The sequence below is a fragment of the Peribacillus sedimenti genome, from assembly GCF_046237635.1.
GTDB lineage: Bacteria > Bacillota > Bacilli > Bacillales > DSM-1321 > Peribacillus > Peribacillus sedimenti.
This window is the reverse complement of the sequence record NZ_CP143547.1, coordinates 1,160,310-1,179,199: the sequence shown is the minus strand read 5'-3', so window position 1 is coordinate 1,179,199 and position 18,890 is coordinate 1,160,310. Positions and strand designations below refer to the sequence as shown.

Below are 18,890 nucleotides of genomic sequence, written 5' to 3'. Positions count from 1 at the left end.
AATACATTGAAATTACAAGATTTGAAGGTGTTGATGGAAATCCAGTCGCTTCAAAACCTTGGTGGACAAAAGGACCCGGCCTCTTCATCAGGAGGGAATCTGTTCCAGACGCTGATGAATGAAGTTCTCGAACAGGACACAATCAGCCCTATCAGCCAGAAGCTAGGCGGTATTGCGGATTTATTGATGGATTCCCAGACATTTGGAGCAGTTCAAAGCCTGATAGGCATCCAAGCGGATACAGCCAACGATCCAAGCGGACAGAATTCCTTGCCACTAAGCATAAAGCCTGCGCTTCCTCCACTATCATTGAACAGCACGAAGGATAAAGAACCTTCGAATTTTGAAGAAATGATCGACAAAGCGGCCGGTGTTTTCAACATTCCTGCAAAATTAATTAAATCAGTGATAAAACATGAATCCAACTTCAATCCAAAGGCGGCTAGCCAGGCAGGTGCTGCCGGGCTGATGCAGCTGATGCCTGGCACTGCCCGTGAATTGGGTGTCACCAACAGATTGGACCCCATGGAAAGCATCATGGGAGGCAGCAAATATTTAAAAAAAATGATGGACCGTTATAATGGGGATATTAAACTCGCTCTTGCTGCATATAACGCCGGCCCTGGCAATGTCGACAAGTACGGCGGTATCCCTCCATTCAAAGAGACACAGCGTTATGTAGAAAAAATAATGGATACCTTTTACAGTTAAATACACATAAGGTATATAAGGTAAATAAGGTTATAATAAAAAGGCTGGCTGGAAACATTGGCCCGGAGAACAGTATTATTACTGGGATCTCAGGGATTTCACCTTTCCAGGACAGCCTTTTTTGGCATATTTTTAAAAAACGGGACGCAAGAAAGATGTCCAATAGGCTAGAAATTTGAGATATTCCCAGGGCATTGATAAAATAATCTTACAATAACAGCTAAAAAGGAGTATCACCAATGAATCAAGGCAACCCTACACCCTATGAAGTAATTGGAGAAAGGGTTTTACATCGCTTAATTGATGTGTTTTACTCCAAGGTGAGCAAACACCCTGATTTAATACCCATATTTCCTGATGATTTAACAGAAACTGCCCGTAAACAAAAACAATTCATGACCCAATACTTGGGCGGTCCTTCCCTATATACCAATGAACACGGCCATCCAATGTTAAGAGCAAGGCATATCCCGTTTGAAGTCACTCCTAAAAGGGCGGAAGCATGGCTTTCCTGCATGAGGGACGCTATGGATGAAGTCGGCCTGGAAGGAGAATTCCGAGAATTTTTCTATCATCGTCTTCATTTAACTGCACAGCATATGATCAATACTCCAGATGAGGACGGGAAAGGAGAAAGCATTTGAACTCTCAAAAACCGGTTTTCAATGTTTCGGATTGGATCTCTTCTCAGCATTGTTATGGAGTAGGGAAAAAACCTATTGAAATTTATATTTTTATAGATCCTTTATGCCCCGAATGCTGGGCATTGGAGCCCATTGTTAGGAAATTGCAAGTAGAATATGGCCAGCTTTTCAGCATAAAGCATGTTCTCAGCGGAAAATTGGCTTCTCTGAATAAGGGAGCCCGGACGTATGAAAGCCTGGCACAGGTATGGGAAAAGACAGCCAGCCGCACCGGCATGTCATGTGACGGCAGCCTCTGGTTTGAAAATCCAATTTCTTCTCCCTATGTCGCATCGATCGCATTGAAGGCTGCTGAACTTCAAGGCAGGAAATTGGGAATCCGGTTCCTTCGGAAGCTGCAGGAGATGCTGTTTCTTGAAAAGCAGGATATTTCCAACATAAATGTGTTAAAGAGGTGCGCAGAAGAGGTTGGACTTGATGTAGAGGAATTCAATAAGGATATAACGTCACCGAGTGCTGCGAAGGGATTTCAATGCGATTTGAAGGTTACTACAGAAATGGATGTCACCGAAATTCCGACACTTGTATTTTTTAATCAAAATATTGAAGAGGAAGGAATTAAGGTTTCTGGCTTTTATCCATACGAAGTATACGTCCATATTTTGGAGGATATGCTGAATGGCCTTCCCCTTCCCAAAACTCCACCGACTCTTTTGGAATTCCTTAAAATATTCAACCTCGTTGCGACAAAGGAAATCGAAGTGGTATATGGAATCAGTAAAAATGAGGTCGAACGGGAAATGAAGAAATTGGTGCTGCAGCAGGCTGCTGAGAAGATCCCCGCTAAATACGGCACCTTCTGGAAGTATATAGACCAGAAAGAAGCAATAAATCAATAAAAATATGAGAAAGGCCTTGCAGCAATGCTGCAAGGCCTTTCTCTATATACGAACAAAGGGGATGGGAGAAATTTTTCACGGTCAAACAAAGGGGTAAATGTTTGTTTGTGAACAACTTCACCTCTGTACTATACAAAGAATCAACTACTTTTTCAAGGTTATTGTGCATCCTTTCACAAATTTGTCATATTTACTTTTTATAATGACATACTTATGAATATTGTTAGTCCTGTATCATACATATATGGTAAAAAGTGACGGAGGAATCGCAGATGAAAACAAAACTCCCTTTGACTGTCTTTTTTATTATAGCAGCCCTCTTTTTCCATCTCCTCGGTTTAATGCATATCATCCCGGTGTATATTAGTGCACCAGTTCTTTTCTTTACTCTATTCTTTTCGCTCTTTCACATAAACCAGAAAAAGAAATTTAAGGGATACTAATTTAAGGGATACTAATTTAAAGGTGATGACAAATCATCGGCAAGCTATATGTATATTGTTCTGTTGCCGAAAAGAAATCGTTTAAGGCACTTTCTACCCTTTGGTCATACGGAATACCACACGATTGATTCCACACTGCCATTTAATAAAGAAAGAAAACAGCCCGATTTTTTGCAATCGGACTGTTTCTACAACTGACTTATAATTAGCCGAGTAGTGCCTCAAGTTCTGATAGCTTTTCCTCGAACACTTTCAAGGCTTCTCTTATCGGCTCCGCCTGAGTCATATCCACTCCTGCTTTTTTCAGCACCTCGATTGGATAATCTGAGCTGCCTGCCTTAAGGAATTCTATATAACGCTCCACTGCTGGCTGGCCCTCTTCAAGAATTTGCTTGCTCAGTGCCGTTGCAGCGCTCATTCCAGTAGCATATTGGTATACATAGTAGTTGTAATAGAAATGAGGTATTCTAGCCCATTCAAGGCCGATTTCCTCATCTACGGCAATATTCTCTCCAAAATACTTCTTATTAAGCTCATAGTACTCTTTTGTCAGCATTTCAGAAGTCAATGCTTCGCCCTCTTGTGCCTTTTTATGAATCGTATGCTCAAACTCGGCGAACATTGTCTGCCGGAATACTGTTCCACGGAAACCTTCTAAATAGTGATTTAACAGATAGATCCTCTTCTTCTCGTCCTCGATCGTGTTAAGCAAATAATCGTTTAACAGATTCTCATTGCATGTAGATGCAACCTCGGCAACAAAAATGGAATATCCGCCATATGGATAAGGCTGGGTTTTTCTAGTGTAATAGCTATGCACGGAATGGCCGAATTCATGGGCCAGTGTGAATAGATTGTTTACATTGTCCTGCCAATTCATAAGGATATACGGATTTGTCCCATATGCCCCGGAAGAGTAAGCTCCGCTTCTTTTTCCTTTGTTTTCATGGACATCTACCCAGCGGCTTTCAAAGCCTTCCTTAAGTACATTCAGGTACTCATCCCCTAGTGGTGCAAGTCCCTTAAGGATTAGATCCTGCGCTTCCTCGTACGAAATTTGCATTTTAACTTCTTTTACCAGTGGGGTGAAAAGGTCGTACATATGCAATTCATCCAATTCTAATACCCGTTTGCGAAGGTCTACATAACGATGAAGCAGATGAAGGTTCTCATTTACAGTGTTTACAAGGTTATCGTAAACACTTTCCGGAATATTATTAGCGCTAAGAGCAGCATGCCTTGCAGAATCATACTTTCTCACTGTCGCGTTAAAGTTATGGCTTTTCACCGCACCGGATAATGTACTTGAAAAGGTGTTGCGGAACTTGCCGTATGTTGAATAAACTCCCTTGAATGCGTCTTCCCGGACACGGCGGTCTTCACTCTCCAAAAAGCGGATGTACCTGCCATGTGTGATTTCTACGTCGTTTCCTTCCTCGTCCTTGATCGTAGGAAATTGAAGATCCGCATTATTCAGCATGCCGAACGTATTGCTTGAAGCATCGAGCGCTTCTGAAGCCTGGGCCAGCAGGGACTCCTGTTCAGCACTTAATACATGCGGCCGCTGCTTTGAAATTTCCTCCAGCACCTGTTTATACAAGCTCAGTTCTTCTTTTTCCTCAACGAATTGCTGTATCGTGTTCTCGTCAATGCTTAAAATTTCAGGAGTCATATAGGAAAATGCACTGGACGCCTGGGAATACAAGCTTCGTGCACGATCATCCATTCCCTGGTAGAAGGAGTTGGTAGTATCCTGATCATAACGCATATGAGCGTATGTATATACCCTGCCTAATCTTTCGAAAATCTCATATTGAAATTCGAGGGCAGCAAATAACTTTTCAGCGCTTTCACCCAGTGTACCCTGAAAGGTCTCTGATTTCGCAAGATCCTCTTTTATCCCTTTGAACTCGGCTTCCCAATCTTCTTCGGTAGCAAATATATCTTCCAATCTCCATGTATCTTCCGCTGCAATTTCACTTCTTGCAGGCAGTGTTTTAATCGTTGTTTCTTGTGACATTTATACATCCTCCAATTAAGAAATTTCCCTCTAGATACATTCTACAACAGGAAACAAATCCCTGCTATTTTTTCGAGTTGCGAAATAATTCATTTCAGGATTTCTTCTGAAAATGGTCTTGATGCTTAAAATAAAAGTCTTTCTCCATTTCGTGCCATTGTTCTGCTGTTTGTGCGATGCAAAAGGGTTCAACTAGCCTGAATTTCCCTTTCCTTATTCTATGTAGATACCCTGAATTCATCAGAAATAATATATAATTTTCAATCACACTTTTAAACCCGGATGCTTCAATAAGCGGCAGATTTCTCATTTGAATATATCCCTGTTTTATTCTGCTGCTAATGGCATGATTACATTCCTTCAGACTTATTAAGGCACCTTGCGGCTTTCCAAAGAAGACATCTAAAAACAGCCATGTCTGCCACTCTACGGAAGGTGTCTCAAATAAGTACATCTCTTTTACAGGTACACCCACTTCGACAGGAAGATAAGAGGGAGAAATATGATTTATATATAGACTGTTAAGCAAGGGGTCTTTGGCATTAGAGGAAAAAACACGCTTTGCCGGCCACGATGACCTATATGCTCTCCATTGTGGAAGATACGGAAGTAAGCCTCGTATGTTTTGGCGGAAGGAATGTGTAATGAGCGCTTCAGGTGGCAAAAGGCTTTTTAGCGCTATTGTTTTTCTTTTGGTATAGGGGATAAATTGTGACAATGCATATAATTGTTTTCGATGGGGACAAAACGTCTGGATGGCTGCTTTATTGGAAGGTCCAGAGAGGAACAGCCATTGAAAGGTAGAAAGCGAGTATTCATTCTTTTGGAGGGCTTTTACATTCTTGTCTGCCAGGACCCAAACAGGCAAAATATCCTGCTGTATATAGGCATTGGTTCTCTTTTGGAAAACAGCTTCCGATACAGTCGAGCATTGAAACTCAATTGCTAAGATTTGTGAATCTGTTCTGACCAGTATATCGGCACGCTGTCTAATTTCGGGTATATAGGCCTCCAGCATGGCATCATATCCATGAGATATCAAAAGCTTAAATAGCTCTTTCTTGCCAAGCAGGTGGTATTCCGATTCAGGTTCCGATGAAGCGCTGCAAGAAGCGTTTTTCAGATGGGCAAAATGGGGTATTTTTATACTGCCGGCTTTCAGCAGCACAGGAGTTTTACAGCAGGGGCAAAATAAAGTCTGGGAGCGCAGCTTGCGTAAAGCCTCTTTATCAGAATTCCCCGCCAAACTTATCAAAAAGCCGGCCTTAGTAATGGCATTTAACATACATCTCCTCCTCGGGATAAGGTAAACTATTATTGAAATCCAGTCCTTTTGCCTACAATCAAACTCTTAAAATTGGTTATAATTCCGCAATCCAGCGCTCCACGGGCAGGGCGTTCTTCAAATGAATCAATTTACAGCGAAATATCCTGATTTTATTCAGGCTCGTCTTCAACGATCAATTCCTCTACCTCTACAGCAACAAGATACTTTCGGTCAATAAAAATATGATGATTCTCATAATTGCTGTAGGTGATGGGTTCTCTTGGAAAAGATTCAGTCCTTGCCTGTTTAACGTTTTCTGCTTCTATGATCCGCTGAAAAACTGTACCGCTTACCGTATGGTAACTTACAAGAAATTGCATGCGCGATCCCCTTTCTCTATTTGAAGATATGAAACTATTTTATGTATATTTGTCCCTTTTCGGCCGAGTAAGACCAGTTCCTTATGCTTTTCTTTAATACTGGCTAAAATGGTTAAATTAAAAAGGCTTAAGCCCTCCTAAACCTTTTATCTACATTGCAAAAAGAAACGACAACCATACACATTCTTATTTTGAAAATCCAAGAATCTTAACTTTATTAAACTTTATAGTATAAGATAAATCTAGAATTTTCTCCCCTTTACACTAAATTTTCGACAATAAGGGCAAATGTTCCTCCTTTTACATTCCTTACAGTAGCAGATCATTTAAAAAACGCTGCCGATTTCTCGACAACGTTTTTATCCTTTGGACTTAAAGAAGAGGAGACAGCAGCCTGCATGTAGATTCTATGATTTTTAAACCTATATGCCTTTTAGAGAAGGTCTCCATGTGAATCTCGCGAGAAACAAGCAGATCGTGCAGAAAATCATTAACAAGCTTCTGCGTACTTCCTGTCTTATAAAGGAAGGCATTTACCTCAAAGTTCAGGTGGAAGCTTCTCATATCCATATTCGAAGTCCCAATGGAGGCAAGTTCATTATCAACAATGACAAATTTACTATGCATGAAACCATTCTTGTATTCAAATATTCTTACTCCCGCTTCCAAAAGCTCAGGAAAATAGGATCGGGATGCATGAAAAACAATCCTTTTGTCCGGGTTTTTAGGTACCAGCAGCCGGACATCCACTCCGCTTAATGCTGCGATTTTCAAAGCCTGGAATATGTCATCATCCGGAATGAAATACGGTGAAGCTATATAGACAGATTCCTTTGCTGAAGTAATCATGGAGAAAAAGATGCTCTTAATCACTGCCCATTCATTATCCGGACCTCCAGCAATCATTTGCACACCGCCATGGTTATGTTCGATTGGCATGGGAGATAAATATTCATCCGTTAGGAAACTGTGGTCCGTACTATAGTACCAATCCTGAAGGAAGATTAATTGCAGGGACCTGACAGCTTCACCCTTAAGCATGAGGTGAGTGTCTCTCCAAAATCCAAAATGCGGATTACGCCCAAGATACTCATCCCCGATATTAAGTCCGCCCATAAACGCTGTCGATCCATCTATCACGATGATTTTTCTATGATTGCGGAAATTAAACTTATTATTTAAGAAAGGTAGCCTGACGGGTCCAAAAGCAACAACTTCTACCCCGGCGTTTTTTAAATCATGGATGTAGGCCCTCGATAAATTCCACGATCCTACAGAATCATACATGAAGCGGATTTTCACTCCTTCATGTGCTTTCTGGATCAAGATGGATTTAATATCATTGCCAATCTTGTCATGCCGTACAATGTAATATTCCATATGAATGTGATGCTTTGCCTTTTGCAATTCATCCAATATATGTTGGAATGTCTCCTCGCCATTAGTGAGCACCTGGGTTTCTGTGCCAAAGGAAATGGGGCTATTTGCTATTCTCTGAGCAAGCTTAAATAATCTTTGCTGATGTTCCCCCATTTTCTGGATTCGATCTTCCCTGACATCCGGACCACCTAATCTGAGGAAAGCTTCTTTGTCCAAGAAATATTTCTTACGGTACATTCTCTCTTTTCGATAATTCCTTCCGAAGAGGAAATAAAATATAAAACCCACAATCGGAAACGCTCCAAATACCACAACCCATGTCAGTGTGTGGGCGGGATGCCTATTCTCAAGGAAGATAATCAGCCCAATGATGATGAGGGAAACCGTTAGCAGTAAACTGAAATAGCCAACCACACCGCCATGAATGTAATCTCTGAATAGAAACCCTAACACGCCTAATATTACCGCTAAGATAAGTATTCTTATCGTATTTTTCATCAAAACACCACCAATGCCATCCAAGAGTCTCATTTACATTATATTACACAGAAGTTGTTTTCTCGAATAAATGGCAACATAAGTGATGCTTCAATACATAATCTGTCGCCTTCTGTCATAAATTACCGATTATAGAACATTAACCATACTGGCCAAATGACCATATACTATAGAAACAGCACAGCCGGCAGCCCTTCATTGACCATGTACTTTTTTGATTACCTGCCATCCGTACTTTCTCCTGAACATCAGACCTACAGTGGAAGAACATAGACAAAAAAGCCGATTCCTGTTCGAAATCGGCTTCTAATCATGAAAAGTATTGATCGATTGTCTCAAATACGTTGCTTTCCATTACAAGCTTACCGTATTCCTCCAGCATGTGGATCGTGACAGGTGATTCATTGCTGTATTCAAGGAGAATGCTTAAGACGTTGTCAATCTCATCTTCATCAAAATCCTCTTCAGAGAATTCTACATAGAGAAGGTATTTGTTTTCATAAGCAAATAGCTTCGTAGCCATCTTATCCAGGCCTTGGCGATTGCTTAAAGAAATCAAATCTTCAAAATCAGCAAACTCTGTTACGAACTCCAGGATGCCGTCTTCGAACTGAAGGACACCGGCTTCCTCTTGTTTTCCATGAAAATGGTGATCGAGAAGTGATTCAATCTTTTCATCGACAGGCAAGTCCTTTAATTTTTCTTCGGAAATAGGAAGTTCCAGCCTTTGTCCGTCCTTTGACAAATGAGCTTTGGTAACTAAAACCTCAAGTCCTTTCTCCAAAGCCTGCACCTGAATCCAAAGGGGACCTTCGATCATGAACTCTTCCTCTTGATGAACTTCATCCATCATTTCCCAGAATAACTCTTCGCTTCTTTCACGGCTGTACCATATTTCTTCGCGATCGAATCCTCGTTCCTCGATATCTATATAAGAAATGTAAAACTTAACGGTATCTTCATTGATTCTTTCAATTTCCATAAATGTCCCTCTCCCTTCTTTCCCAATTTTGAAGGGATAATAACCCCCGAGCAGCGATAGCTCTATATAATATATATTTACCCATGAAGCAAATTTTGTAATCACCTGGCTTAGGTAAAAAGATTCTGTTTTCTTTATTTTATGACAAAACCCTCAATAAGGGAAATAAAAAACACGCCCTTGTTTAAAACAGTTATTTGCCTAAGATTTTCATCATTTTATAAGAAAAACACAATAACTTCAAGCGCAGTATTTTCCTGCAATGGGTGGAGCAACATATATTGGTAATAGATCCTAAATAACGTTCCTGGGGCTTGCTTTACCATGCAGGCCGCAGCTGAAATATCCGGCAAACTATTAGCATCTGCAGATATGTGCTCTTTTTAGAGTATTCGATTGAGACTATAATGACAGTATTTCCTTAAATAGCCCCTTCAAAACAAGGCTGATTAGAAAACCATTTTTTACTGTTTAACAGAAATTCACCCAATTTCAACAAAATAAACCCTGTCAGGGCTCTGACAGGGATATTAAGTAATTTAGTTAACCATTTTCTGCGCTTCACGAAGCTGGAACGTACGAACTTTCCGAGGCAAGAATCTCCGGATTTCATCCTCGTTGTACCCAACTTGAAGCCTTTTCTCATCAATTATAATAGGTCTTCTTAATAAACCGGGGTTATCTTTAATTATCTTATAGAGCTCCTGCAAAGGCAGCGCCTCTAGATTAACGTTTAGTTTTTGGAAAGTCTTAGACCTAGTAGAAATAATTTCGTCTGTGCCGTCTTCTGTCATTCTTAGAATTTCCTTTATTTCATCGATTGATAAAGGTTCAGAGAAAATATTTCTTTCCGTATAAGCAATCTCATGCTCTTCTAACCATGCTTTCGCTTTTCTGCATGAAGTACAGCTAGGTGATGTATATAATGTAACCAAGTACATTCACTCCCTCGAAATAGAATCGACGATCTATGCTGGGAAATATGATTTTTATTTTTCCAGTTTGAAATTACTTTAAATAAGTAATTTCTATTAAGTATTATACACTAATTTCACAAAAATGAATACCCTCTAAAAAAAATGTGCACATCTCTTTAACTTTGCTTATATAAATGCTCCAAAATCCTTTCAAACTTCATTCCAGGGCAAATCAAATCTAACTGTTAATAAATTCCCAGATTCTCAATTAAAGTCTCGATCTTTTGATTAAATGATAATTAAATTGGCACTACAATTAATACATACCCCTCGCGAATTATAATCAAACCTGTCTAAAGGTATATTATTTGACTTTTACTGTAAGATAGACTTCAGAGCATTAAATGTATATATGAAAAAAATTCTCTTCAAAATGATCTATACATAAAATACAATATATATAAACTTGATACTCGTCTTACTTCACATCCAAAACGGGAGGAATATTATGGCCGGTTATATTTTTGATTTGATTGTGGCAGCAGGATTAATCATTGGTATTACCGCATTGAATGGCATCATCACCAATGGGATTGGGGAAAAATTCTTCGGAGGCAAACAGCATTCCGATATATCTGATCATTCCAGCCGTATCCAGGAAGGATGGAATGAAGTCGGCGGCAAAAAATCGTAAGTGTCCCGTGTTCAGTAGTTACTTTATGCTGTGCCAAGATGCTGCATGGGATACATCACCGGAAAAGACCCCCATCTAATTAAACCATAATTTATCACTATCATGATTTTATCCATTTTCCTGAATGTAGATAATCTAATTGTATCTTATTGCATCATGACATGCAGCAGCGACTGTAACATTCTTCAAAAAAGGGGGCTCTGGTTTTCAGGGCCCCTCATCTGTCGGCAATAGCTACACTACATAAATCATGCATGCCACCATATTTTAATTGTCATCCTACTATCTTTTTTTATAAATAACAAAGCTCTGGATACTTCCTGAAAATTCTTATTCAGCTCTGATCATGGGGTATAATCCACTCCTGCCGTATAGCGATTAGCGGCATTCCAGAGAAGGTATTCATTAATTCCCTGGTCCTTTAAGGCCTTTATTTGTGCCTCTACTTCAGCCTTTCCGTACTTTTTATAATTGCCAGCTCCTAAATATGATGCTGTAAAATCCTGCAGCCATGGCCTGGAAACAGGCGGAGTCTTCAATTCAGAGAGCTTCTTCTTTTCCAGCTTTGCATATTCTGTTATCAGCTTATATGGCTCCAAATCCGGTTTTGCAATTCCGAAATAAGATGTCCAGTGGCTAGGATAAATCATGGAAGAGATTACATCGACATGCTCTGAGATTTTAGAGAAATTTTGTCCGATTCCCGGCGCTTCCGGCAATGTAGCGCTGTACCCGAAAATATCCACGGATACTTTCACTCCATATGGCTTTAGTTTTTCTTTTGCATAAGCCACAAAGTCCGTAACAGCTTTAACACGTTTCTGGGTATTTTCTATTTTTAAATCCTTGTATTGTCCCATATTATACTTGAGAGTCTTGTCTCTTTTTTCAAAACCTTCCGGAAATCGCACATAGTCAAATTGGATTTCCTGAAAACCCATCTTTGCCGCTTCAATGGCGATGCCTACATTATAATCCCAGACTTCCTTTAAGAAAGGGTTGACAAATGACTCGCCTCTGCCGTTTTTCCAAACAGCTTTGCCATCCACATACGATAATTCAGGCTTTTTCTTTGAAAGGAGGGAATCCTTGAAAACTACTACTCTGGCAATTGGATAGATCTGTTTATCCTCAAGTATTTTGAGCACCTTTTTAGGGTCTTTTATGTAATTTTTCCCGATGTCGGCGTAGGGAGATCCTGGCACGCTTGATTTATATGTAACATTGCCCCAATCATCCTTAATATCAATAACCATGGCATTTAATTCGGTCTCATTCATCATTTTTACAAGCTCATTAAATTTGCTTCCACCCGCAGAATGTCCCGTTACATAAATCCCCCTGACCGCTTCCGGACGTTCGAAGTGCAGCCCTGAATCAAAAACAAAACGCTTCATTCCATTAGGGATTTGCTTGGCAGACAAAGTGACCTGATTAAGGCTTAGGTTCGCAGGCGCAACACTTTCCTCTGCATGAACAATGCCGCCAAATGGAACAAGCAGCATGGCTGTCATTCCGGTTATAAGCCCCTTTTTTACAAAATTCATGTAAATTCCCCTTTTCTCGATTCTTTCTTTATTATAATAAAACCAGACCTGAAGAATAAACTTGTTTGTAAAATATCTAATGCATCCATTGTGATATACCACAAATCATGTATGTATATGCCAAAATATCATATTCTATCTAACTCCTAACGCAAAATACTAAATCCATACTAAAGGTCTCATGCGAACCTCCTAATTTGCAGCCAGCACCTTGCTCTATCCGAAAGACATGTAAATAATATCTAGAGTTAACAACACATGAAGGCATGGCAAAGGACATCGAACAAACACTTTAAATAAAGACCCTAAAATGAAGACTGAATGCAATTTAGAATGCACTGCACCACTCCTAAACAAGACCTTTCCAAAGACATCGAACCTCGAATCCTAATACAACATACTTCGGTTTGGATTTAAGGCATATTTAGTATATCAGCTGTTACTCTGCAACTATATATAATCGCTGCCTTATACAAAAAAAATAGGCCTCATAGAGAGGCCATTCCATTATTTTGCATATATTTTCTGATATTGTTCCAATTCTTTTTCTGAACAATTCACAAAATGTCCTGGCTTTACTTCGCGCATTTTTACTTCTTCACCATCAGCGTAATTATGGATATTAGGGTTATATACCTTTCTTTTCCTGGTCCTTTCGCTTTCTGGATCCGGAAGCGGAATGGCTGACAAAAGGGATTGAGTATAAGGATGGATTGGGTTTGCATACAGCTCTTCACTCGTTGTAAGCTCTACCAGCTTCCCGAAATACATAACACCAATTCTATCACTGATATACTTAACCATCGATAAATCGTGGGCGATGAATAAATAAGTCAGGCCTTTTTCCTTTTGAAGCTTTTTCATCAGGTTTACTACCTGTGCCTGTATCGAAACATCAAGGGCGGATATCGGCTCGTCTGCAATGATAAATTCAGGCTGTACGGCCAATGCGCGTGCAATACCGATACGCTGGCGCTGCCCCCCTGAGAATTCATGAGGATAACGGTTTGCATGCTCGCGGTTCAAGCCTACTGTTTCAAGCAAATCATAAACCATTTCCATTCGCTCTTCTTTCGTCTTTGCAAGGCCATGAATATCAATGCCCTCTGCTATGACATCAGAAACTTTTAGGCGTGGATTCAAAGAAGCATACGGGTCCTGAAAAATCATCTGGATTTTCCGATTAAAATCCTTTAATTCCTTCTTGGATTTCTTTCCGTGAACATTTTGCCCCTTGAACAAAACTTGTCCATCTGTCGCATCATAAAGACGGATGAGGGTACGGCCTGTTGTTGACTTACCGCAGCCTGACTCACCAACCAGACCCAGGGTTTCTCCCTTGTATATATCAAAAGTGATGTCATCCACAGCTTTGACCATGGACGGTTTACCGACATTGAAATATTGTTTTAGATTCTTTATTTCCAATAATTTTTCCTGTGCCATGATTATCTTCCCCCCTGTTCTGTAAGGAACTTCTTCATGCGTTTCTGTACAGCTGCCGGAGGCTCGACTTTTGGTGCATCAGGATGAAGCAGCCAAGTGGCGGCATAATGTGTGTCAGAAACCTTAAACATCGGCGGCTGCTCCTCCAAATCGATTTGCAATGCATATTCGTTTCTTGGCGCAAATGCATCACCCTTTGGCGGGTTTAATAAATTTGGAGGCGTACCCGGGATGGCATATAGCTCCTCATTGCTGGAATCCAGGCTCGGCATGGAGCTGATTAATCCCCATGTGTACGGATGCTTAGGATTATAAAAAATCTCATCCACGGTTCCAATCTCAACGATTTTCCCCGCATACATAACAGCAACCCTGTCAGCGACGTTAGCAACCACTCCAAGGTCATGCGTTATAAAGATAATGGAAGTGTCAATTTTCTTTTGAAGATCCTTCATAAGTTCCAATATTTGAGCCTGTATGGTAACGTCAAGTGCTGTCGTAGGCTCGTCCGCAATCAATACCTTCGGATTGCAGGCAAGTGCAATGGCGATAACAACACGCTGCCTCATCCCTCCGGAAAATTGATGTGGATATTGTTCAAAACGTTGTTCGGGCTGAGGTATACCTACCAGTTTCAGCAGTTCTATTGCCCTTGCCTTAGCCTCAGATTTGCTGGCATTTTGGTGCTTCAAGATCGGCTCCATAATCTGCTTGCCTATTTTCATGGTTGGGTTTAATGAAGTCATTGGATCCTGGAAAATCATCGCGATGTCCTTACCGCGGATTTTTTGCATCTGCTTTTCGCTTAATTTAGCCAGATCCTTGCCTTCAAACAGCATTTCACCCTGTTTTATTTCGGAGTTCCCCTCTGGAAGGAGCCTCATAATCGACTTTGTCGTAACCGACTTACCAGACCCTGATTCACCAACAATCGCAAGGGTTTCCCCTTTCTTCAAATTGAAGTTTACACCTCGAATGGCCTGGACCTCTCCTCCAAAGGTATGAAACGATATATTCAGATCTTTTACTTCTAAAATGTTTGTCATCTATATCACCTGCCTATTAATCGCGCATCTTCGGATCAAGGGCATCCCTAAGTCCGTCCGCGAGCATATTAAAGCATATCATAATAATACTGATCATGATTGCCGGAGTAATCATCATATGAGGATACAGCCTCAACGTCTTGAATCCTTCATTTATCAGCGTTCCAAGGGAAGCATGTGCTGAATCAAGTCCCAGACCGATAAAGCTCAGGAATGCTTCAAAGAATATTGCATTCGGTATTGTAAACATGGTGTTAATAATAATGACACCAGCCATATTCGGCAATAAATGCTTGAAGATAATCTTGCCGTTTGAGGCACCCAGCGTCCTCGAAGCAAGGACAAATTCCTGCTGCTTCAATTTAAGGATTTGTGCACGTACAACCCTCGCCATCGTTACCCAGCCTGTCAATGCCAAAGCGAGCGTAATGGAAATGATTCCAGGCTCAAATACCAGAATCATCAAGATTACGATGACAAGGTTTGGAATACCGGACAAAACTTCCGTAATACGCTGCATGATGTTATCAAGCCGGCCTCCAAAGTAGCCGGAAACTGCTCCATAGGTTACTCCAATGAACATATCAAGCAAGGAAGCAAGCAAAGCGATATACAATGATATTTGTGTGCCTTCCCATACTCTCGTAAATAAATCTCTGCCGAGTGAATCGGTACCGAACCAATAATACTCGTCGACATTTTTCTGCGCGTAAGCATCTACCTCTGTACCATTCTTCATTGTCTTCATTCCGTCGAATGGCAGCCAGCTTATATTCTCCAAGCCTTGAATCTTAGCTGGAAGGTTAGCATGAGGAACGTTTTGCTTCTCTCCGTCCCTGCCGCTTATGACTGGTCCGAGGAACGCCATTATGATGACAATAGCCATGATTACGAGGCTGACGATTGCCGCCTTGTTTTTGCGTACACGCAGCCACGCATCCTGCCAAAAGCTTAAACTTGGTTTAGAGATTTCCTCATTTTTTGAAGAATCAATAATGGCAGGGGCAAATTTTTCTTTATCGATTTTCTGTTCAACCTGTGCCATTATTTTTTCCCTCCTGACACCCTGATTCTTGGATCGATTACCCCATATAGAATGTCTACAATCAGGATAATGACGACAAACAAGAAAGCAAATAATAGAGTCGTACCCATAATAACCGGGTAATCATTCACTATGATGGAATTAACAAACTGCTCCCCGATTCCAGGGATTGCAAAAATCTTTTCGATTACCAGTGATCCAGTCATAAGAGACACCGAAAGCGGCCCTAACACGGTAATAACCGGAATCAACGCGTTCCTCAATCCATGCTTGAAAGCTACTTGAAAATAACTTGCACCTTTCGCTTTTGCCAAAGTTATATAATCAGAACCCAACACATCTATCATTTCTGTTCTCATGAAACGCGCAGCAATGGAAATCGGGAACATAGCAAGAGCAATCGTCGGCAGAATTGTATAATCAAATCCCTTCCAAAATAGAACCGGAAGCAATTCGAGCTTTACACCGATGTAGTATTGCAAAACACCTGCAAAAACGAAACTTGGGACTGATTTTCCCAACACTGCTATAAAGGTAGATCCATAGTCAACCCAGGTGTTCTGCCTAAGCGCGGCAATAACCCCGAGGATAATGCCTAAGATTGTTCCAAAGAACATCGCCTGGAAGCCAAGCTGTGCAGACGGACCGATACGATCTCCAATCAATTCAGTTACTGGTGTATTATTGAACTGGAAAGATACTCCCAAATCTCCTTGAAGCAAATTCCCCATATACTTTGCATATTGTACTGGCACCGGCTCATTCAATCCATATTTCTCGTTCATGATCTCAAGCTGCTGGGGCGGTAATTTCGAAGCATTCTTGAAAGGAGACCCAGGCAGGACTTTCATGAGGAAAAATGTCGCTGATGTAATGATCAGCAACGTAATTAACATATAAATTATTCGTTGTGTTAAATATCTGGCCATTGGTGCACCTCCTTTTTAAATTCAATTTTCCCTATTGTTAGACAATTCTCACACAGGGAAAAAGAGAGTATATTCACAAATATACTCTCTTTTCAACTTCTAAACTATTAAAAACCTAGAAAATGAAAATTATTATTCTCCTTCAACAGATACCCACTTGTAGCTGTATTCAGGTCCAAATAAGTGGTAAGTGAATCCTTTTACTTTTGGAGCTATTAATAGGTTGCTTGCACGCTGATAGATTGGAGCGATTGCAGCATCCTCCATAAGGATTTTTTCTGCTTCCTGAAGTGCTTCCCAACGCTCAGCAGGCTTACCGCCAAGAGTAGTTAAAGCTGCTTTGATGCGCTTGTCATACTCAGGGTTGGAGTAACCCATTCTATTGTTTCCTCCGCCAGTTACCCATAGGTCAGAGAATGAAATCGGATCTAGGTAGTCAGGACCCCATCCAGCATCCTGCATATCGTAATCCATTTTTGTATCGCGATCAAGACGTACACCGAACGGTACGCTCTCAAGCTTGATCTTTAAACCAGGCAGGTTAGTTTCAAGCTGGTTCACGATGTACTCATCGACTTTCTTTCCGGCTTCAGTGTCACCGCCAAGCAATCCGATTGTTACTTCTTTTGTTCCAAGTTCTTTCAGGCCTTGTTCCCAAGCCTTCTTGGCTGCATCCAGGTTGTAAGTAAGCATGTCTCCGTTTCCTTCACGGAAGTCTTCGCCAGTTTCAGGATGCTTAACGAAATCTTTAGGCACAGCATAGTTTGCAGGGATAGAACCGTTAGCCAGCACTCCCTCTGTTAAATCTTTTTTATTGAATCCTTGTGCAATTGCAAGACGGATGTTCTTGTTCTTAAGAGCAGGATTCTTAGTTGTATTCAATTTCAGCCAGAATACAGTTGGTTCCAACCAGCGTACCAGACGGTCGTCACCTTCAAAGTTCGGTACAAGGTCAGAAGAAAGCTTACCAGTAATATCAGCATCTCCAGCCTCAAATGCGTTTACCATTGAGTTAGGGTCTTTTACAACGTTAAAACTGATCTTTTCCAGTTTAACCGTTTTAGCATCCCAGTAGTTTTCGTTCTTTTCGTATACCCATTCAGAAGCAGTAGCACCCTTCCACTGAGTCAACTTAAACGGACCATTGTATAAAAGGTTTTCTGCATTCTTTGCGTAATCCTTGCCTTTTTCCGTTACAAACTTCTCATTTTGAGGATAGAAAGTAGGGAAAGCTAGGTATGACTTTACAAATTCTTCTGTTAATGGATTTTCAAACGTAATTTCAAGAGTCTTGTCATCAAGTGCTTTAACACCTAATTCATCAAGATTATATGGCTTCTTTGCTGTAGCAGCATCCGTAATTTTAGAAGCGTTTTTGATTTTGCCAGCCATCATGTACGGGCCATAGGAGGAAGCAGTCTTCGGATCGATTGCACGCTTCCAGGCAAATACGAAGTCATTTGCCGTTACAGGCTCACCATTTGACCATTTAGTATCTTTTAACGTAAATGTGTATACAGTTTTGTCTGCATTTACTTTCGGATCTTCAGCAGCAATTGCAAGTTCAGTCTGCTGGTCCTGGTTCAGGCGATACAGACCTTCATTGGTATTGTTAAGCGCTGTGAAGCTTGTAGTTCCTTCTGCAAGAACGCTGTCCATTGTCGGAATCTCTGCTGTTTCCAACACAGTGATTTCTTGCTTAACAGATTTATTGCTATCTTTATCCTTTGATCCAGCATTGTCCCCGCCGCCGCTACATGCGGATAGGATTAAGCTGAAAACAATCGTTAGGACTAAAAGCAATGAAAATTTAGAATTTTTCATTGTTGACCTCCCAAATATATTTTCTGAAAATTTACTACATCGACTATTATAAAAATTATATCGAAAAATGTCCATTCATTTTTGCGAAAAAATTAAACCTATCACCCAGAAAAATTTTGGCAGGCATTTACCCGGGTAAAAAAATACAGATCCTATATGTTTAACTAGCGTTAAAAGTGGGTAAATTATATAATTTACTTGATAAATCGTGAACAGTT

At 40.6% G+C, this 18,890-nt stretch carries 16 protein-coding genes; 4 read left to right on the top strand and 12 right to left on the bottom strand.

The window, feature by feature from the left end:
• Positions 1-6 precede the first annotated feature (6 nt).
• The 3 genes from V1500_RS05975 (at position 7) to V1500_RS05965 (ending at position 2,254) form a co-directional block, all read left to right on the top strand.
• A complete protein-coding gene (locus V1500_RS05975) occupies positions 7-711 on the top strand; it encodes a lytic transglycosylase domain-containing protein (RefSeq protein ID WP_409304670.1) in 705 nt (234 codons plus the stop codon).
• 239 nt (positions 712-950) lie between these two features.
• Positions 951-1,355, top strand: coding sequence for a globin (locus tag V1500_RS05970; protein WP_409304669.1), 405 nt, complete (start codon positions 951-953; stop codon positions 1,353-1,355).
• Entirely contained in the window at positions 1,352-2,254 is a 903-nt protein-coding gene (locus tag V1500_RS05965) for a ClpXP adapter SpxH family protein (protein ID WP_409304668.1), read from the top strand. The genes V1500_RS05970 and V1500_RS05965 overlap by 4 nt, the downstream gene beginning before the upstream one ends.
• Positions 2,255-2,902: 648 nt before the next feature.
• Here V1500_RS05965 and pepF read toward each other — a convergent pair.
• The 6 genes from pepF to spxA all read right to left on the bottom strand — a co-directional run bounded on the left by pepF (position 2,903) and on the right by spxA (position 10,159).
• A complete protein-coding gene (gene pepF / locus V1500_RS05960; RefSeq protein WP_409304667.1) occupies positions 2,903-4,717 on the bottom strand; it encodes an oligoendopeptidase F in 1,815 nt (604 codons plus the stop codon).
• A 94-nt stretch (positions 4,718-4,811) separates the two neighbouring features.
• Positions 4,812-6,002 carry a competence protein CoiA gene (locus V1500_RS05955; protein WP_409304666.1) on the bottom strand — a complete coding sequence of 397 codons (1,191 nt, stop codon included), beginning with the start codon at positions 6,000-6,002 and terminating at the stop codon, positions 4,812-4,814.
• 152 nt (positions 6,003-6,154) lie between these two features.
• Entirely contained in the window at positions 6,155-6,364 is a 210-nt protein-coding gene (locus V1500_RS05950; RefSeq protein ID WP_409304665.1) for a hypothetical protein, read from the bottom strand.
• Between the two features lie 372 nt (positions 6,365-6,736).
• Positions 6,737-8,242, bottom strand: a complete 1,506-nt coding sequence (gene cls / locus V1500_RS05945) for a cardiolipin synthase (protein WP_409304664.1) — start codon at positions 8,240-8,242, stop codon at positions 6,737-6,739.
• A 310-nt stretch (positions 8,243-8,552) separates the two neighbouring features.
• Positions 8,553-9,224: an adaptor protein MecA gene (gene mecA, locus V1500_RS05940; protein WP_409304663.1), complete on the bottom strand. Its 672-nt coding sequence runs from the start codon at positions 9,222-9,224 to the stop codon at positions 8,553-8,555.
• A 539-nt stretch (positions 9,225-9,763) separates the two neighbouring features.
• Complete coding sequence (gene spxA, locus V1500_RS05935) at positions 9,764-10,159, bottom strand: transcriptional regulator SpxA (RefSeq protein ID WP_409304662.1); 396 nt, start codon at positions 10,157-10,159, stop codon at positions 9,764-9,766.
• A 490-nt stretch (positions 10,160-10,649) separates the two neighbouring features.
• On the opposite strand from spxA, the gene V1500_RS05930 reads away from it, so the two are divergent.
• The gene (locus tag V1500_RS05930; RefSeq protein ID WP_409304661.1) at positions 10,650-10,835 is read left to right on the top strand and encodes a hypothetical protein; all 186 of its coding nucleotides are present in this window, start codon (positions 10,650-10,652) and stop codon (positions 10,833-10,835) included.
• 344 nt (positions 10,836-11,179) lie between these two features.
• Here the strand turns inward: V1500_RS05930 and V1500_RS05925 are convergent, their stop codons facing one another.
• From V1500_RS05925 to V1500_RS05900, 6 genes are all read right to left on the bottom strand, one after another.
• A complete protein-coding gene (locus tag V1500_RS05925; protein WP_409304660.1) occupies positions 11,180-12,382 on the bottom strand; it encodes a putative glycoside hydrolase in 1,203 nt (400 codons plus the stop codon).
• 507 nt (positions 12,383-12,889) lie between these two features.
• Positions 12,890-13,828: an ABC transporter ATP-binding protein gene (locus V1500_RS05920; RefSeq protein WP_409304659.1), complete on the bottom strand. Its 939-nt coding sequence runs from the start codon at positions 13,826-13,828 to the stop codon at positions 12,890-12,892.
• A gap of 2 nt (positions 13,829-13,830) precedes the next feature.
• Positions 13,831-14,874, bottom strand: a complete 1,044-nt coding sequence (locus V1500_RS05915; protein ID WP_409304658.1) for an ABC transporter ATP-binding protein — start codon at positions 14,872-14,874, stop codon at positions 13,831-13,833.
• Between the two features lie 16 nt (positions 14,875-14,890).
• Positions 14,891-15,919 (bottom strand): oligopeptide ABC transporter permease, encoded by a 1,029-nt coding sequence (opp3C, locus tag V1500_RS05910; protein WP_409304657.1) that lies wholly within the window; start codon positions 15,917-15,919, stop codon positions 14,891-14,893.
• Positions 15,919-16,848: an oligopeptide ABC transporter permease gene (opp3b, locus tag V1500_RS05905; protein ID WP_409304656.1), complete on the bottom strand. Its 930-nt coding sequence runs from the start codon at positions 16,846-16,848 to the stop codon at positions 15,919-15,921. Before opp3b ends, opp3C begins: the two co-directional genes overlap by 1 nt.
• Before the next feature lie 132 nt (positions 16,849-16,980).
• Positions 16,981-18,672, bottom strand: coding sequence for a peptide ABC transporter substrate-binding protein (locus V1500_RS05900; protein ID WP_409304655.1), 1,692 nt, complete (start codon positions 18,670-18,672; stop codon positions 16,981-16,983).
• Positions 18,673-18,890 lie beyond the last annotated feature (218 nt).

Bases quoted from the DNA above. Each gene is read 5' to 3' on its own strand.
- V1500_RS05950 (WP_409304665.1), bottom strand. From the start codon at position 6,364: ATGCAATTTCTTGTAAGTTACCATACGGTAAGCGGTACAGTTTTTCAG.
- V1500_RS05970 (WP_409304669.1), top strand. From the start codon at position 951: ATGAATCAAGGCAACCCTACACCCTATGAAGTAATTGGAGAAAGGGTT.
- V1500_RS05900 (WP_409304655.1), bottom strand. From the start codon at position 18,672: ATGAAAAATTCTAAATTTTCATTGCTTTTAGTCCTAACGATTGTTTTC.
- V1500_RS05925 (WP_409304660.1), bottom strand. From the start codon at position 12,382: ATGAATTTTGTAAAAAAGGGGCTTATAACCGGAATGACAGCCATGCTG.
- V1500_RS05915 (WP_409304658.1), bottom strand. From the start codon at position 14,874: ATGACAAACATTTTAGAAGTAAAAGATCTGAATATATCGTTTCATACC.
- cls (WP_409304664.1), bottom strand. From the start codon at position 8,242: ATGAAAAATACGATAAGAATACTTATCTTAGCGGTAATATTAGGCGTG.
- mecA (WP_409304663.1), bottom strand. From the start codon at position 9,224: ATGGAAATTGAAAGAATCAATGAAGATACCGTTAAGTTTTACATTTCT.
- V1500_RS05955 (WP_409304666.1), bottom strand. From the start codon at position 6,002: ATGTTAAATGCCATTACTAAGGCCGGCTTTTTGATAAGTTTGGCGGGG.
- opp3b (WP_409304656.1), bottom strand. From the start codon at position 16,848: ATGGCCAGATATTTAACACAACGAATAATTTATATGTTAATTACGTTG.
- V1500_RS05930 (WP_409304661.1), top strand. From the start codon at position 10,650: ATGGCCGGTTATATTTTTGATTTGATTGTGGCAGCAGGATTAATCATT.
- pepF (WP_409304667.1), bottom strand. From the start codon at position 4,717: ATGTCACAAGAAACAACGATTAAAACACTGCCTGCAAGAAGTGAAATT.
- opp3C (WP_409304657.1), bottom strand. From the start codon at position 15,919: ATGGCACAGGTTGAACAGAAAATCGATAAAGAAAAATTTGCCCCTGCC.
- V1500_RS05920 (WP_409304659.1), bottom strand. From the start codon at position 13,828: ATGGCACAGGAAAAATTATTGGAAATAAAGAATCTAAAACAATATTTC.